This is a genomic window from Fictibacillus sp. EA-CB0309, assembly GCF_055814265.1.
Genome location: NZ_CP169271.1, coordinates 1,982,856 through 1,999,827, shown reverse-complemented (window position 1 = coordinate 1,999,827; position 16,972 = coordinate 1,982,856). Strand labels below are relative to the sequence as shown.

General features: G+C 40.8%; 10 protein-coding genes, 1 other RNA gene and 4 pseudogenes. 1 reads left to right on the top strand and 14 read right to left on the bottom strand.

Annotated features, from left to right (window positions below; all coding sequences use genetic code 11):
- Nucleotides 1-32: 32 nt before the first annotated feature.
- Entirely contained in the window at nucleotides 33-539 is a 507-nt protein-coding gene (locus tag ACEWFH_RS11225) for a metal-dependent hydrolase (protein ID WP_473724131.1), read from the bottom strand.
- Between the two features lie 109 nt (nucleotides 540-648).
- Between ACEWFH_RS11225 and ACEWFH_RS11220 the strand changes: the two genes are divergently transcribed.
- A complete protein-coding gene (locus tag ACEWFH_RS11220; RefSeq protein WP_473724130.1) occupies nucleotides 649-840 on the top strand; it encodes a hypothetical protein in 192 nt (63 codons plus the stop codon).
- Here the strand turns inward: ACEWFH_RS11220 and parC are convergent.
- The 13 genes and pseudogenes from parC to mutM form a co-directional block, all read right to left on the bottom strand.
- Nucleotides 803-3,247 carry a DNA topoisomerase IV subunit A gene (parC, locus tag ACEWFH_RS11215; protein WP_473724129.1) on the bottom strand — a complete coding sequence of 815 codons (2,445 nt, stop codon included), beginning with the start codon at nucleotides 3,245-3,247 and terminating at the stop codon, nucleotides 803-805. The two genes, ACEWFH_RS11220 and parC, sit on opposite strands and share 38 nt — an antisense overlap.
- Before the next feature lie 13 nt (nucleotides 3,248-3,260).
- Entirely contained in the window at nucleotides 3,261-5,201 is a 1,941-nt protein-coding gene (gene parE, locus ACEWFH_RS11210) for a DNA topoisomerase IV subunit B (protein WP_473727280.1), read from the bottom strand.
- 225 nt (nucleotides 5,202-5,426) lie between these two features.
- Entirely contained in the window at nucleotides 5,427-5,834 is a 408-nt protein-coding gene (locus ACEWFH_RS11205) for a CoA-binding protein (protein ID WP_473724128.1), read from the bottom strand.
- Nucleotides 5,835-5,953: 119 nt separating this feature from the next.
- Nucleotides 5,954-7,473 (bottom strand): annotated as a pseudogene (locus tag ACEWFH_RS11200) (carboxypeptidase M32).
- Between the two features lie 303 nt (nucleotides 7,474-7,776).
- On the bottom strand, nucleotides 7,777-7,956 hold the full coding sequence (locus tag ACEWFH_RS11195) for a hypothetical protein (RefSeq protein ID WP_473724127.1): 180 nt from the start codon (nucleotides 7,954-7,956) through the stop codon (nucleotides 7,777-7,779).
- 370 nt (nucleotides 7,957-8,326) lie between these two features.
- Nucleotides 8,327-9,470, bottom strand: a pseudogene (locus tag ACEWFH_RS11190) (THUMP domain-containing class I SAM-dependent RNA methyltransferase).
- A 136-nt stretch (nucleotides 9,471-9,606) separates the two neighbouring features.
- Nucleotides 9,607-10,014: RNase P RNA component class B (gene rnpB, locus ACEWFH_RS11185), an RNA gene on the bottom strand.
- Between the two features lie 75 nt (nucleotides 10,015-10,089).
- Nucleotides 10,090-10,404 (bottom strand): cell division regulator GpsB, encoded by a 315-nt coding sequence (gpsB, locus tag ACEWFH_RS11180; protein ID WP_066241670.1) that lies wholly within the window; start codon nucleotides 10,402-10,404, stop codon nucleotides 10,090-10,092.
- Nucleotides 10,405-10,487: 83 nt separating this feature from the next.
- Entirely contained in the window at nucleotides 10,488-11,048 is a 561-nt protein-coding gene (locus ACEWFH_RS11175) for an SLOG family protein (protein ID WP_473724126.1), read from the bottom strand.
- A gap of 412 nt (nucleotides 11,049-11,460) precedes the next feature.
- A complete protein-coding gene (locus ACEWFH_RS11170) occupies nucleotides 11,461-12,726 on the bottom strand; it encodes a ribonuclease H-like domain-containing protein (RefSeq protein ID WP_473724125.1) in 1,266 nt (421 codons plus the stop codon).
- Nucleotides 12,710-14,961, bottom strand: a pseudogene (locus ACEWFH_RS11165) (DEAD/DEAH box helicase). The gene ACEWFH_RS11170 and the pseudogene ACEWFH_RS11165 overlap by 17 nt, the downstream one beginning before the upstream one ends.
- Nucleotides 14,962-15,119: 158 nt before the next feature.
- A pseudogene (locus ACEWFH_RS11160) lies at nucleotides 15,120-15,775 on the bottom strand (LbetaH domain-containing protein).
- 329 nt (nucleotides 15,776-16,104) lie between these two features.
- Complete coding sequence (mutM, locus tag ACEWFH_RS11155; protein ID WP_473724124.1) at nucleotides 16,105-16,908, bottom strand: DNA-formamidopyrimidine glycosylase; 804 nt, start codon at nucleotides 16,906-16,908, stop codon at nucleotides 16,105-16,107.
- Between the last annotated feature and the right edge of the window lie 64 nt (nucleotides 16,909-16,972).

Sequence of the window (16,972 nt, the reverse complement as noted above, 5' to 3'; positions counted from 1 at the left end):
GAGGAAATTAAACCCTTTTTTAAGTTCATGTCTTAAAATAGCGAAACGATATAAAGATGAACCATGAGAACAGCTGCTAGTAAACTAATAATTGATGCGATATTTGTTTCTGTTTTCGACCCTGTTTTTGTATACAGTGGAAAACGAAATCGAATAGGCAGCGGGTAGAGAAGCTGAATTCCTCTTGAAGTAGCGGCATCCAGTATGATATGAGAGATGACCCCTACGAGTAGACCCATGCTTAAACTATCTTCATAACGCCAATCGATCCACTGTGGCAGCATCATCAGGAGTAAAATCATAATCCAGCTGTGCGTAATGGTCCGATGGCCAAACGTTTTTGAAATTGTTTTTGATAGAAAGCTAGTCTTCTTGCCTAAATACGAACCTGGATGACAAAGATCTGGCAGCAAACTCCCCAGAACAGCTGCTCCAAAAAAGGTCAGTTCATGCTGAAGTGTCTCAGGCGGCAGATCCGTTACGATCTTATAAATCGCACCTGCTGCCACTCCCCCAAGTAGATGTGTATTGCTTTTCATGTTATGTATCTCTCATTTCTCTAGTTGTTTTTCCATAATACCTAATCTAAAGTTTGTTGCTTTTTGTTTTTTTATATTCTCATCATTTGCGAGTTGATTGTAGTGCAAAGTGGGAGACTCCTGCGGGACAGGCGGGCAGGTGAGACATTTAAGAGTGAAACGTACAAATGTGGCTCACCGCCTGCCCCGCGGAAAGCGAGCACCTGGAACGGAAATCAACACCTTTCAAGAGCAATTAAAAAGAAGAAAAAGAGCAGCATACGCTACTCTTTTGTTTGTTCAGTTGAAACCAATAACTTGATTCGTGTGATTGGACCTGTCTCAGCACTATCCACAACAAACGAACCGTTGTTGTATCGATCAGCTGGTTTATAGTTTAAAGCTGAAATGGTTTCTTCTTTTCCTGATTTCGTCTCTAGCACAAACTGTGTTTCATCTTCTGATACTAGCTTCATACCGACGATGCGGTGTGGGTTTGATTTTAGTTCTCTGACCATCACAAGGCCTCGCTTAGCGCGTGATGTTTTATCAAACTCAGAAACCTTCATCTTTTTCAATGCACCGCGCTGGGTGGCGATAATCACTTGCGCTTTCTCTGGATCTTCTGGAAGCGCAAATCCGCTTACCACATGGTCACCAGCTTTTAAGTTAATTCCTTTTACACCAGACGCTCTTTGGCCAACGATGGAGATCTCCTCTTCCGCAAACCATAATCCCAATCCAAAGTGAGTTGTAATAAAGACATCTTGTTTTCCGTTCGTTAACGAAACGTCTACTACCTCATCTTCCGCTTTTAGCTTAACTGCCATAAGAGGACGGTTGTAGCGTGATGCTTTGTAAGACTTGAGTTCTGTTTTCTTCGCCATACCTTGTTTCGTAAAGAAGATGAGGTATTGATCCTCTGCAAATTCTTTGATCGGGTACGCTTTAATCAGCTTCTCATCTTTATCCAGTCCAACAAGACTCGCTAAATGCTGCCCCATGTCCTTCCAGCGGATCTCAGGCATTTCGTACACTGGCAGATAAATATAGTTTCCTTTGTTCGTGAACATGAGAAGTGTTTCTGTTGTATTGAGCTGTGACGCCATAAGGAGTGAATCCGTATCCTTCATGCCTGGCGGTTCACCGTTTGATGCGCTGAAAGAACGAACGCTTGAACGTTTTACATAGCCATCTTCTGTAACGGTCACCATCACGTCTTCAGACGGGATCATCACTTCCATGTCGATCTTAATCTCTTCAATTTCCGCTTCGATTACCGTGCGGCGAGGGTCAGCATATTTCTTCTGTACCTCAGACAACTCTTTTTTGATCACGTTGAATAGTTTCTTCTCACTATCTAAGAGTGAACGCAGATACGTAATTTTTTTAGCCAGTTCTTCTGCTTCAGATTGAAGCGTCGTGATATCCGTATTCGTTAAACGATAAAGCTGCAACGTAACGATGGCTTCAGCTTGTGGTTCTGTAAACTGAAACTTTTCGATAATGTTGTCTTTAGCATTTCGCTTATCTTTAGAAGCACGGATTGTTTCAATCACTTCGTCTAGAATGGAGATCGCTTTGATCAAACCTTCAACGATGTGTGAACGTTCTTCTGCTTTTCTCAGATCGTAAGTAGTACGGCGTGTAACTACTTCTTTTTGATGCTGAATATAAGAATGAAGAATGGCTTTTAAACCCATCAGCTTTGGTGTTTTGTTATGAATCGCAACCATGTTGTAGTTATACGAGACTTGAAGATCGGTATTTTTGAAGAAGAAGTTTAAAATTCCTTCAGCGTTCCCGTCTTTTCGAAGCTCGATTACAATTCGTAAACCAGTACGGTCCGTCTCATCACGGATCTCAGCAATACCGTCTACCTTTTTATCTAAACGTAACTCGTCCATACGTTTAACGAGGTTCGCCTTGTTCACTTCAAAAGGTACTTCTGTGATAACGATCTGCTGACGACCGCCTTTTAAGCTTTCAATCTCAGTCTTTGCACGGATGACAAAGCGGCCTTTACCTGTTTCAAACGCCTTTTTGATTCCGTCAAGCCCTTGAACGATTCCACCTGTTGGGAAATCAGGACCTTTCATTACCGTCATTAATTCATCAAGTGAAACATCTGGGTTATCGATCTGCATCGTAACCGCATCGATTACTTCACCTAGATGATGTGGCGGAATATCTGTCGCATAACCAGCAGAGATACCCGTTGAACCATTTACAAGCAGGTTCGGGTAACGGCTTGGCAACACTATCGGTTCTTCCGTTGTATCATCAAAGTTTGGTGCAAATTCTACGGTTTCTTTATCAATATCACGCAATAGTTCAGACGCAATCGCAGAAAGCCTTGCTTCTGTATAACGCATGGCTGCTGCTGGGTCTCCGTCGATGCTGCCGTTGTTTCCGTGCATCTGGATCAGTACATTTCTTACTTTCCAGTCCTGACTCATACGGACCATCGCTTCGTAAACGGAAGAATCACCGTGCGGGTGATAATTACCGATTACGTTACCGACCGTCTTGGCCGATTTACGGTATGGTTTCTCGTTTGTGTTTCCTTCTGCGAACATTGCGTATAAAATACGGCGCTGAACCGGTTTCAGGCCGTCTCTTGCATCAGGTAATGCACGCTCCTGAATGATGTATTTACTGTATCTTCCGAAGCGGTCGCCGATTACGTCTTCTAACGGCAGCTCTCTAAATTTCTCAAGCAGTGACAATCTTTAAACCTCCTCAGAATGCTGACAAGTTCTCGTTATCTAGTATGTTTGTTTCTTCGTTTATACCGAATGCCACGTGTTCTTCAATCCACTTACGACGTGGTTCAACTTTATCTCCCATTAAGACAGATACACGTTTTTCGGCACGGGCAGCATCATCTATACGTACACGGATAAGCGTACGTGTGTCAGGATCCATTGTTGTTTCCCATAGCTGGTCGGCGTTCATTTCGCCAAGACCTTTGTAACGTTGAATGATGTAGCCTTTTCCGATCTTTTTCTGTGCTTCTCTTAGCTCGTCTTCATCCCAAGCATACTCGATGACTTCTTTCTTTCCAGTTCCTTTGCTCACTTTGTATAGAGGAGGAAGCGCGATAAACACTTTTCCTTCTTCAATAAGCGGCTTCATGTAACGATAGAAGAACGTTAAAAGAAGGACCTGAATGTGCGCACCATCTGTATCCGCATCGGTCATAATGACAATTTTATCGTAGTTCACATCTTTCAATGTAAAATCAGAGCCAACTCCAGCACCGATTGCATGAATGATCGTGTTGATCTCTTCATTTTTAAAGATATCTGCAAGCTTGGCTTTTTCCGTGTTGATAACTTTACCACGAAGCGGCAGAATCGCTTGGAATTTACGGTCTCGTCCTTGTTTGGCCGAACCGCCCGCAGAGTCACCCTCAACTAAGTACAGTTCGTTACGCTCAGGATTCTTAGATGTAGCTGGTGTTAACTTACCGCTCAGCATCGAATCTTTACGCTTGTTCTTTTTGCCGTTACGCGCATCTTCACGAGCCTTACGAGCTGCTTCACGAGCTTGTGCGGCTTTAATACTTTTACGGATGAGCATTTCACTTATTGCAGGATTTTCCTCAAGAAAATATGCGAGCTTCCCAGCTACAACCGCATCAACGCTAGATCGCGCTTCACTCGTACCAAGTTTACTCTTCGTTTGTCCTTCAAACTGAAGAAATTCTTCAGGGATACGTACAGAAACAACCGCCGTTAACCCTTCCCGTATATCAGATCCATCCAAGTTCTTATCTTTCTCTTTCAACATGTTCGTTTTACGGGCATATTCGTTTATGCTTCTCGTAATCGCTGTCTTCGCACCAGATTCATGCGTTCCGCCGTCTTTTGTACGAACGTTGTTTACGAATGACAATACGTTTTCTGCGTAGCCATCGTTGTATTGAAATGCAAAATCAACTTCTATTTCATTCTGTGTCCCTTCAAAACTGACAACAGAGTGAAGGGTATCTTTATCTTCGTTCAAATATTTAACGAATGCTTCTAGACCTGTATCAAACTGAAACTCATCTTTTTCACCGTTACGGGCATCTTCAAGAACAATCTTAATCCCTTTTAACAGAAACGCAGCTTCTCTAAGACGTTCGCTTAATGTTTCATAGTTGTAGTTGATCGTGGAAAACATCGTACGATCTGGTTTAAAATGGACGGTCGTTCCAGACTTGCGTGTGTTTCCAATCACTTCTAGCGTTGTAGCGGGCTTACCGCCATTCTCAAAACGCTGACGATACGTCTTTCCATCACGGTGAATCGTTACTTCAAGCCATTCTGATAGGGCGTTAACAACTGAAGCACCAACACCGTGAAGTCCTCCAGATGTCTTGTATCCACCTTGTCCGAACTTACCTCCAGCGTGAAGGACTGTAAAGATGATCTCTGGTGTTGGTTTTCCGAGCTTATGCATACCAGTTGGCATTCCACGGCCATCATCTGATACTGACACACTATTATCTTTGTGAATTTTCACATGTATGTAATCACCGAATCCGCCTAAAGCTTCATCAACGGCGTTATCTACAATTTCATAAACGAGGTGATGTAGACCTCTGGCATCCGTACTTCCAATATACATACCAGGTCGCTTTCGAACGGCTTCTAAACCTTCGAGCACCTGTATGGCATCATCGTTATATTCCATAAATGACTTATTACTTGCCAAAATGTGTTGCTCCTTTCACGTTGCTGCAGTACTACTATAATAGCAGAACGTTTGTTTCTATACTACTACTGTCTGTATATTCTCCTCTTATTTCTCGGTATATCGACCGAAAACCTTTAGCCTAAAAAGAATATTTGCTTATAAAAAAGTGACAATGTCGTTAAGCATGGGAAAACCACCCGTATGATTGCGGGTGGTTCATTACTACCGTATCATAGCATGTTCCACTTTAATGCACTTATCCATAATATAAGGAATCGTTGCACTTTGCAAAATCTCTTCTGCTTCTGCACTGTATAAACCAAGCTGCGCCCAGAAAAAACCTGCTTTAATTTTTGCGGCTGATCGGGCAACTTCCGGCAGGAATTCATTGCGTCTGAACACGTTGACGATATCAATATGTCCTTCAACATCCTCAAGGGTAGCATATGCTTTTTGCCCTAAAACCTCAGTGACATTAGGATTCACAGGAATAATCTCATAGCCTGCATTCTGCATGTATTCTGAGACCATATAGGAAGTACGAAACGGCTGATCGGATAGACCGACTACAGCAATACGTTTTCTTAATTTTAATAGGTTCTGTATATCTTGCGTCGTTGCAGCTCCCATCTTTTCTTCCTCCTAATATCTTTTTATATAGTTTTAGACAAAATTCGTACAAATGAAACATTTTCATGAAAAAGCCGGCATTCTCGAGTTCGTTCCGAGAGCCGCCGGCTTATGGAAGATTATCCGTTTAAGCGGTAAATATCGCTGTATTTCTTCTCAAAATATGCGATCAGATGATCTGGATTTAACCCTTCACCTGTTACATCTTTCAAGATTTCAATCGGCTTCTTCATCTTACCGTACTGATGGACATTCTTTGTTAACCATTCTTTGATCGGAAGAAGGTTACCAGACTCAACAAGTGCATCGAAGTCAGGAATGTCATTTAGCATCGCATTTTTAAGCTGTGCAGCGTAAATGTATCCTAAAGCGTAAGATGGGAAGTAACCAAAGCTTCCACCTGACCAGTGAACGTCCTGAAGCACACCCTCAGCATCGTTTTTCGGTGTTACACCAATATATTCTTGCATTTTTTCGTTCCAAATACGCGGTAGGTCTTTCACTTCAATCTCATCGTTAAACAGACCTTTTTCAATTTCATAACGAACGATAACGTGTAGTGGATATGTCATTTCATCTGCTTCAATACGAATGAGTGATGGCTCAACCACGTTAATAGAACGGTAGAAATCTTCAAGTTCTACTCCGTTAAACTGTGCACCAGAAACGCTCTTTAACATCGAGTAATGGTTCTTCCAGAAACCAAAGTGACGGCCAACAAAGTTTTCCCAGAACAGAGATTGAGACTCATGAATTCCCATCGATGTACCTGTTGCAAGTGGTGTTCCTACGAGCTCATCTGATATATTTTGCTCATAAAGTGCGTGTCCGCCTTCATGAATCGTTCCGAAAACAGCTGTACGGAAGTCATTCTCCATATACTTTGTTGTTACACGAACATCTCCAGGGTTCAAACCGATCGCAAACGGGTGAACCGTTTCATCCAAACGACCAGAATCGAAGTCATAACCCATGTCTTTTAGGACATGCAGGCTGAATTCTTTTTGCTTATCTTTTGGGAAGTGTTCGAACAAGAATTTCGTATCTGGCTGACCTGCTTCTGTAACTTTTTGAAGCAAAGGTACAATACGGTCACGCAGCTTAGAAAATGTCTCATCTAAGATCTCAACCGTAACGCCTGGCTCGTACATATCTAAAAGTGTGTTGTATTTGTTGCCTTCATAGCCCCAATACTCAATAAACTTCTTGTTGAATTCAACAAGCTTTTCTAAGTAAGGCTGGAATAAGGAGAAGTCTGATGCGTTCTTCGCTTCTTCCCAAACTGTCTCAGCTTTTGATTGTAAAATCACATATTCTTTAAATTCAGCTGGAGGAATCTTCGCATTGCGCTCATAATCTTTTTTCACTTCCTCTAACGTCTTTTTCGTTACGTCAGACAACGAGCCCTGGACTTCTGGCTTTGAAAGTTCTTCGATGTAATTTTTCATTTCCTCAGAAGTCGACATTGCAAATACATCGGAAGATAATGTTCCGATCACTTCAGAGCGTTGTTCAACACCTTTTTTAGGAGCGCCCGTGCGCAAATCCCAATACATAAGGCCAATCGCTTCGTTTACATGCACCATTTTTTTACATAATCTAAAAATTCTTTTTCAACAGTTAATTTAGTTTGCGTCATTTAATTTTCCATCCCTTCACGGTTTCATTAAAAACATACCGTTATAAGAATTCGTGACGCAATAAAAAAGTCCTGCTGGTCGATTTTATTTTTTTAGTTAAATCTTAGTTGCTCTTGGAAGTGTTGATTTCCGTTACAGGTTGCTCGCTTTCCGAGGGGCGTGCGGTGAGCCACTTTGGTTCTTTACACCCTGCTGTGTCTCACCTGTCCCGCTTCACCCGCAGGAGTCCCGCACCTTATACTCCAATCAACCTGTCAATGAAGAAAAGTAACGAATTGGCCCAGAAATGATAAGAACCTTACTTAAAATTCTTCCTTAAACATTTCAGCATACGGGGCAAATGATGGATCAATATTGTTTGCGTGTCCGATGGATTGATGAAGTACATTTTGAATTTCTTCTTTATGGTGATCTTCCAAGTGTGGATGAATGTTATGATACGCCTTTTTGATGCTATCTAAATGGCTGAATTGTGAGTACATACTAAAAACCTGCCTTTGTTTAATTGTTAGGCATAGTATGTACATGTTCGTGATGTCTTTAAACTACGATAAGCATATGTAGTCTCATACTCACTGGCCTTAATGATACTTACAAAGAGTGACTTGAGTCAGCGTTTAGTTTCTGGTAGTTATGCAAATTACGATAAAATCGAATCACCTTAAATTCATGTATTTTTATGTAATTTTTACAAAAAACGTACGGTACGTGAAATTATTTGAAGTTCACGCTGGCATTATAAAAGAAAAGGCTCGCTCTGAATGAGCCAGCCTTTCATTTTTAAAGTTTTAGTAATGGAATCCAAGAGTTTTTAAGCTGAATCCAAAAATTTTGGGCATCAACCCACAATCATTAGGATTGCTGTCTCGGAGGTCTCTTCCCAAAGAACTGATAATAATCGGTCTTCAGATCTCCGTTATACAATTTACGTTTCTTTGTTGCTGATCTGCCGTAATACTCTTCGAACTTTTCGTTTGAAGTGATGACGTACACACTCCACGTATCATAAGGTTTCATAGCATTTCCTAGATCGCGGTACATCTGTGCAACTTCTTCTCTTTCCCCTAGACGTTCTCCGTATGGCGGGTTCGTAACAAGGTAGCCGTAATCTTTTCTTGTTGTGAAATCACGCACTTGCATCTGTTTAAACGTGATAAAGTCTTCAAATCCAGCTTCGTTCGCATTGTTCTTAGACAGTTCGATCATCTTATGGTCGATATCAGAGCCTTGAATATCAAGGGAAGGTCATACTTTGCTACATCTTGCGCTTCACTTACTGCTTCGTACCATACTTTTTTATCGATCCAGTTCCATTTTTCAGAAGCAAATTCTCGGTTTAAGCCTGGAGCGATATTTTGTCCGATCATCGCTGCTTCAATCGGAAGTGTTCCTGATCCACAGAACGGGTCGGCAAATGGTTTATCTGGAGTCCAATTCGTCAGCATGATAAGTGCCGCTGCCATCGTTTCTTTAATCGGCGCTCCGCTATGCAATTCACGGTAACCACGCTTATGAAGACCTGTCCCACTCGTATCAAGCGTTAATGTTGCGATGTCTTTATGAATCGCTACTTCAATACGATACAGTGCACCATCTTCAGGGAACCATGTTTTTCGATTATATGCGGTTTTCAAATTGTCGACTACCGCTTTTTTCACGATCGCCTGACAGTCAGAAACCGAGAAAAGCTTAGATTTTACCGAACGGCCGATTACAGGAATTCGCCATCCTCTGGAATAAAGTCCGCCCATGGAAGCGCCTTTGTTTTTTCAAATAGTTCATCAAACGTTTCTGCTTTAAATTCGCCAACCACTAACTTTACACGGTCCGCAGTTCTAAGCCATAAATTAGCTTTTACAAGTGTTTTCTCATCACCATCAAAATACACTTTTCCGTTTTCTACTTTTACGTTTTCGAAACCTAGTGCACGTACTTCATTCGCTACTAGGGCCTCTAATCCCATAGCAGCTGTTGCGAGCAGTCGTAATTGTGCCATCTTATAAAACTCCTTACTTTTCTTGCATTTAGTATTGTTAACAGTATACCCTTAATTCTAGACTCTTTTTTATGTAAATAGAAAAAGCCCCGGTAAACAGGGCCCTCATTCAGCTTTAATTTAGGTACCAATAACGTTCTGTAAGCCATGTTCTGTTCCTTAGTACTACAAGCGGCTGGCAGCCTCGTACACCGGTGGTAATCATCTATCTACAAAAAGCCTTAGCTTCTTGTTCTCCCATTCGTTCAATTCCGAAGTGGGAAACTCCCTACCATAATTTGGGTTTCTCGCTCGTGGGGTTTACCTCGTTCCACTCCCTCTGTTTCCATCGGGACTACGTCACTGTGGCACTTTCAAGGTATTAACACCATATCCAATGGACTTAGGTGCGTTCCCAGCCGTTAACCCAGTAAGCTCAAAAGAGCAAACCAAGATACCCTGGCTTATTTTTTGGCCAGGCACGATCATTACGGTCATCTCAGATCCGTGCGAGCATGGACTTTCCTCTAAACCTAAAAAATAGGTCCAGCGATTACCCGAACGTTATTGATTTAGTTTTTAAAAGCAAGATTCATTATAGCATGCTGAATTAATAAAAACAAATGGATAATAACTGGAATCAATCGTATAATTTGCTTCCAAAAACATGTTTTTCCAAGTTGGACAAACGCTGAAGAATATCGGAGTTCGTCGTGCTTGAAGTTACTGCAGGCATTCTGCGTGTCTGCTGATGATCAGAAGAATTTTGAGCTTCTCGACGCAATCGATTGTTTTCTTGGACAACCGCATCGTACTCTTTTTGAAAGTTTTCGTAATCCTTAATGATAAGATCTAAGAATTTGTCTACTTCGTCTTGATCATAGCCACGAAAGCCTTGTTTAAAGTCTTTTTCCAAAATTTCTTTCGCCGTTAAATGAAAACGTTGTTCACTCATGTGAATCACCTCACACAAAGATTCTAAGATTTATTTTTTCACTACCTGACCTAAATGTCAATTTCTTTCTACTTTACTCTTACTTATTCATTGCGATTATATTGTTCTTCTTGTACAAGAACATCCAAGTCATAAGGAGTAATATAAAATATTTCGTACGAATTGTCCATTTCCTGCTTTTGTTTCGCCGCATCCAGATAATACTTCGGCGAACCATCCTTTTCTTCGTCGTACAGAAGAAGAATAGCATCGCTTTTCTGCACAAGAAACTGATTCTTTACACGCAGCTGCCCAGGCGACTCATAAGGCTTTCGGCTTACAGAATCCACAAAATCAGCCTGAGCTAAAATTTCATGATATTTTTCTTGTACATTTTCTTTCCAGCGGGCTTCTTGCTCTAAAAATGGTGTTAAAACAGCAAGCTTCAGATCAGCGTGCTCCAGCTGCAGTTCAAACACCACTTCAGCAGCCCACATTTCCACACCAGGCTGGCCGCTGATGATGACCCATTCTAATCCTTCATCAAGTAAAGTAACAATTCTCTGCTGAAGTGCTTTCTTTATGTAGTATACCCCTTCATGCTTATCACTAAAGATGCCTAGCTCATGGGCTTTGTATCCGCTGATCAGTAACGTTTGTAGCATTTTAATACAACCCCCTGTTAACGAAAATACCCGGCTTCATCCATAGCCGGGCTTTCCATTAAAAGTTTTGTGTTGAGTGACTGATTTCATTGCCAATCATGAGCGTCAAACCGACTACAACAAAAAATAGAACGACAATCCACTGCTTCACGTACCATCTCTCCATAGCTTAAAATATATCATTTCCCTCTTCACATTTCAGGCTATTTCGCGAAAACAATCGAACCACACAGAATATTGACGAAAACCACGTAGAAATATGAGGTTTCATGGCGTATTTTGCGCTTACCCGGGGAATAAAAGAGGGGAAATTTATTTTCTCAAAAACATTTTCATGTCCTCTCTTATTCTACAAAAAACCAAGGCAATTGAGAAGAGATATTTTGAATTAATTCATAAATTTGACGAATTTTTACGAATATTGGATGATACGTTGTTCTAATCGTTCGATTCTTTTTGCAAAAGCCAGTTTTTCCTGCTCTTCTTTCCTCTTTGTTAACCTTTTTTTGCCCTTCCAAACATTATAAGCACGAACTGCAAAATGGAGCGCTTTTTCATAATCTTTTTGTACATGCTCATAATATTTAGAAAGCTCAACTGCAGGCTCTTCATCCAACTCGTTTTCCTGAAGCAGATCATGCCAATAAAGAACCGCGATCTCTATTTTGTTCTGCTTTTTATATAGAGCAGCAAGCGATTTTTTTGATTGAGATCGAAGTGAAGTTCCGGTTTGAAGCAGTTCATCATAAAGGGATGTAGCGTTTTCTACTTCATTTAACGATTCAAACCATCTAGCCGTCTCAAACGTTTCTTTCTCTGTCCGGAAACTATTTCCGGTCACAATGCCGGACATGTGTGTAAAGAGCGTAATTAACGATAATACATCCCACTCATTATGCTGAAAAACACCCTCAAGCAGCGAAGGATCTCCTTCATTGCAATATTGAAAATAAAGCATCGGAGCTAAAAATCCAGGAGTATCGTGTATCCTGTTTACGCCTAATATCTCTTTTTCAACAACCGAAAGCTTCACTGCGGGCAGGGTCTCTTTCCATAGCCTTCTTGCACCATGTAACAGGTCAAAGTGGCCAAACTCCGGTAACGATGGAACATAATCGCGAATTAACGTATGACGTGTTTTTACTTGTGGCCAATCAAATGATTTTCCGTTATATGTTACAAGGTTCCGCAATTCTTTAACATGATTTAAAAAGTAATGATAAAGTGCCACTTCAGACCCTGGTCCTGGCAAGAAAAACTGATGAACTAAAACGTGATCGTCTTTTATTTGGCTCATTCCGAGCATAAAGATCGTATTTCCAGCGCCACCACTTAAACCGGTTGTCTCCGTATCGAAAAACAACAGTTCAGAGACGTCGAGACCTTTGGCGTTGAGGGGATGTTGGGCATTTACATCCTGCCAGTGTGCTACTGCATTCTTCACATCAGAAAACCGATAGCGACCCCAAACTTGATTCAGTGGATATTGCACTTTTCGAATGATGCAATAATCGTCTTCGAAAAAGTAAGGTGACGCGCCAAACTTCTCCCAATATTCCGCATGATCAATTGCAGGATCTTTTGGAGTCTCAGTTGTTGCCTTTGTTTGAACAGGTGGTGTCGAAACAGGGTTCACCATATGCTTTTTTAGTCGGTTCAGTTTATTTTGAATCGACATGATATGCTGCTCCTTTTATTTGAGAAATCAGTTTTACGGCAAGTTCTTTGCTGTTATTTCCTTCTTCTAAAGTTCCTGTACAAGACGGACAGCCGTTTTCACAAGGACAACGCTTAATCATGGAAAGTGCTTGATCGAGTACCGTATCCCACGAGCCATATACTTTTTCACTTAGACCGATTCCGCCTGGGTAACGATCATAGATAAAGATCGTTGGCAGCTGATTATGAACCGCTTTTACTTGTGGAACTACGTGCAAGTCATTTGCATCACACATAACAAAGAGTGGTGCAACGTGACGCAGCACATGTGCAATTCCAAGTAAACCTGCTTCCAGCTTCTCTTCGCTCAATTCTTCATTTTGAAACGTTAGCCATGTTGCGGATGTGTGAAGCTCTTCTTCAGGCAGATGAATAGGACCTGATCCAATGTTATCGTGAGTTTCGAATTTGATCTTCTTAAAGATCGTAGCTTTTGCAACGACCATAACATCACCGTAGGCTTTTGCGTTTTGTTCGTTTCTTGTTTCTTTGTCCACTTCCAACACGTTTAATGAAACAGCAAGATTCGCATCTGTAAAATAGTCCACGTCCACTTCACGAACGAATGCTTTCTTTTCTTCATAATCGAGTTTTTCGACTTGATATTGTGTCCCTTGATGCAGATAAATGGCTTCTTCATGAAGAAGGGTCATGGAACTAAAGCGGTCCATTTCACCAATCACTTTTACATCTGCGACATTTGTCTGATCTATGATGACGACGTTTTCCTGAGATGCTGATCGAAGTGAGATATTATGAGCCGGGAACGAATCATTCATCCAATAAAAATGTTGTCCACGCTTATGAAGCACTTGTTCATCGACTAAAAATTCTAAAACATCCTGAATCTCTTGATTGCCGAATTTATCGTTTTCTTTAAATGGCAGTTCATAAGCTGCACATTTCAGGTGATCTACTAAAATAATTAAGTTATCAGGATTCATACGAGCCGATTCTGGCGATCGTTCAAAGAAATAATCCGGGTTTTGTATGACATACTGGTCAAGTGGTGATGACGATGCTACCATTATGACCACACTTTCATCCTGACGGCGTCCTGCTCGTCCAGCCTGTTGCCATGCACTCGCAATCGATCCTGGATAGCCCGTCAAAATACACGCATGAAGCTGCCCAATATCGACACCAAGTTCTAGTGCGTTTGTCGAAACGACCCCCATGATCTCTCCGTTTCGAAGTCCTTTTTCAATAGCACGCCGCTGTTTTGGCAGATAACCGCCTCTGTATCCTTGAATCGACTTCGTGCCGAACTCCTTTTTCACGAGCTCTTGTAAATAAGTGAGCAGAATCTCAACTCTTACACGGCTTCGCGCGAATACAATCGTTTGTATGTGATTTTCTAAAAATAGTTTGGCGAGATTTCTGGCTTCCAGTGTCGCACTTCGCCTCACGTTAAGCGGTTTGTTTACGACTGGCGGATTATAAAACAAAAATGCTTTCGGCCAGCTGGCGCACCGTTGTTATTGATGAGTGTCATCGGGTTGCCTGTAAGCTGTTCTGCTAACTCTTTTGGATTCGCGATCGTTGCTGAAGTGCAAATAAAGATCGGATCGCTTCCGTAAAAGTTGCAGATGCGTTTTAATCGGCGGATAACATTCGCCACATGGCTTCCAAACACACCTCGGTATGTATGCAGCTCATCCACAACGACATATTTTAAGTTCTCAAATAAAGAGACCCATTTCGTATGATGCGGAAGAACAGCGGCATGGAGCATATCAGGGTTCGTCATGACGATGTTCCCTGCTTTTCTCACCACTTGGCGGATATTTGCCGGTGTATCGCCATCATACGTATAACTTTTAATATCGAGTCCCATCTCATCAATCAGTTCATTGATCTCAGACTTTTGATCTTGAGCGAGAGCTTTTGTAGGAAAAAGATAAAGAGCTCTAGCTTCAGGATTGTTTGCTACCTCTTGCAGCACAGGCAAGTTGTAGCAAAGTGTTTTCCCTGAAGCCGTTGGTGTTACAGCTACAAAGCTTTCTTTACGTAAGGCTGCTTCAAACGCCGATAACTGATGAATATATAGTGAAGATATCCCTCTTTTTTGAAGAGCAGATCGTATGTTTGTATGCAAAGAGTCTGGAAGTGGAACAGAAACCGCTTCTCGTGGTTCGATCGTCTTCCAGTGCACAATTTGTTTTGATAGATCAGGTTCACGTAAAACATCCATTACTTGCTTGATGGATTTTTTCGAAACATGGTTACCACCTCATTACCTATTTTAACGAATATTTGTTCGTAATGAAATAGTAGATCCTTTAAAACTCTCGACAGAATGAGACAAGTGTTTAATAACTCTTTACATTGGAATTGATTTTAGTCTGCCAATTATTTGCGGCTTTCGTATGCGATTCCACAAGAACAACGGATATCTCCAAATAGCATATTGTATGAAGCTGGAAACTCCTGATTGACTCGCTGTACTTCTCTTGCGAATTCTTTATTGTCTAGAGGTACTCTTGAAAGTGCATCAGCTTTTTTCTGTGTATCAATATAAGCTCCAGGGGAACGAACCGATTCTTGGCAATATGAACACCATTTGTAACAACTGCATTATTAGCAATAAATACGCCACTCTCTACAAAGGCATCATATACGATAGATTTAAACCCAACAAATACCTTTTTGCCAATATAGCAAGGGCCATGAATAAGAGCTCCATGTGCAATGGAAACTCTCTTGCTAATGTAGATGGAATACTCCTCTTCATCTACACTTACGAATTTATTTAATAACCCATGCAATATAACTCCATCCTGAAGATTTGTATCAGATCCAATATAAAAAGGTGTACCTTCATCAGCACGTATACTAACAAGTGGGGCTACGTAAACATTTTTTCTTATGGCTACATCACCAATGACGCTAGTAAAAGGACTAATAAATGAGCTTTTGTGAATGGTAGGAGAAACTTGAACGGGATTAAAAGACGTAATTGGATTGGGACTGATAAACGGTTTATAGCAATTGGGCAGATTATATATACAACTTGTTGACTCATCATCATGTTTCAAACTAATCACCTCATTGATTACTTTTCTTCAATCAGGTTATGTATGAAGTGAAATATTTGGAACACACTCATTCAAAAGCATTTTTTGATGGGAAATGTGTATGACTCGATCCAAAACACTATGGGTAGAGCGAAAAAAAATAAGCCGTAAATAGGATTAAACATGATTTTTTGTTTTAACGTTTTCATTTACTAATGATATAAAACGATGATCTTTGCTTTATCCGCCTATATTTAACTAAAAATTGGTTCTAGCCCAAAAATAAAAACAGCATCTGAGAAATGCTGTCCATAATTTCTTTATTTTTGGCAATTTGGGCAATGAAAGGATTTGTGCGTTGTACTTTCTGCTCTCTTGATCTCAGCACCACACCGATTACAACTTTCTCCTTCCCTCTCATACACGAGTGTGTTCTTGTTATACTCTCCTGTTTTTGTATCTCCTTCAAACATTGGAAAATCCATATAACCTCCGTATTGAATAGCTTTTGTAAGAACGGGTTTGATGGACTCAAATAGAAGATTAATTTCCGTATCTGACAGTTCACTCGCTTTTCGAAACGGATTTAGTCTTGCCTCAAAACAGATCTCGTCCGAATAACAGTTTCCAATTCCAGCAATGAACTTTTGATCTACTAGCAAAGGTTTTAAGGCACCTTTTTTCGGTTGTATACGTTTCTGAAACTCATCATGTGTCATCTGTAAAGGTTCTGGACCTATGTCTTGAAGTTTCTCATCCAATTCCTCTTTACGTAATAAATGAAGATACCCCAGTCTTAATCCGATAAAATTGAGCTGAAGTTCTCCAAACGACAGTATAACTTGTTTTGTCCGATCAGGGCTGTTGTTTGCGTTCCCAAGAAACATCAAGCCACCAAGCATGAGATGAAGCAGCAGGTAATTTCCTGAGCTTAATTCGAAGATTAAGTGTTTCGCTCTTCTTTTTATGGAGGTGATATTTTTTCCCTGAACAGCCTTAATAAAGGCTTGAACCGGTTTATTGATTGATTTTTCTCTATTAATCTCAACGTTTGTTATTGGCTTATGTAAGATATTGTGACTCAAAAAATCACGATACGTCTCCATCTCAGGCAATTCAGGCATACTTTCGACTCCTTCTAATTTCCTATCATTAGTATGAAGCCGGTTTCCTATTTTATGTAAACAA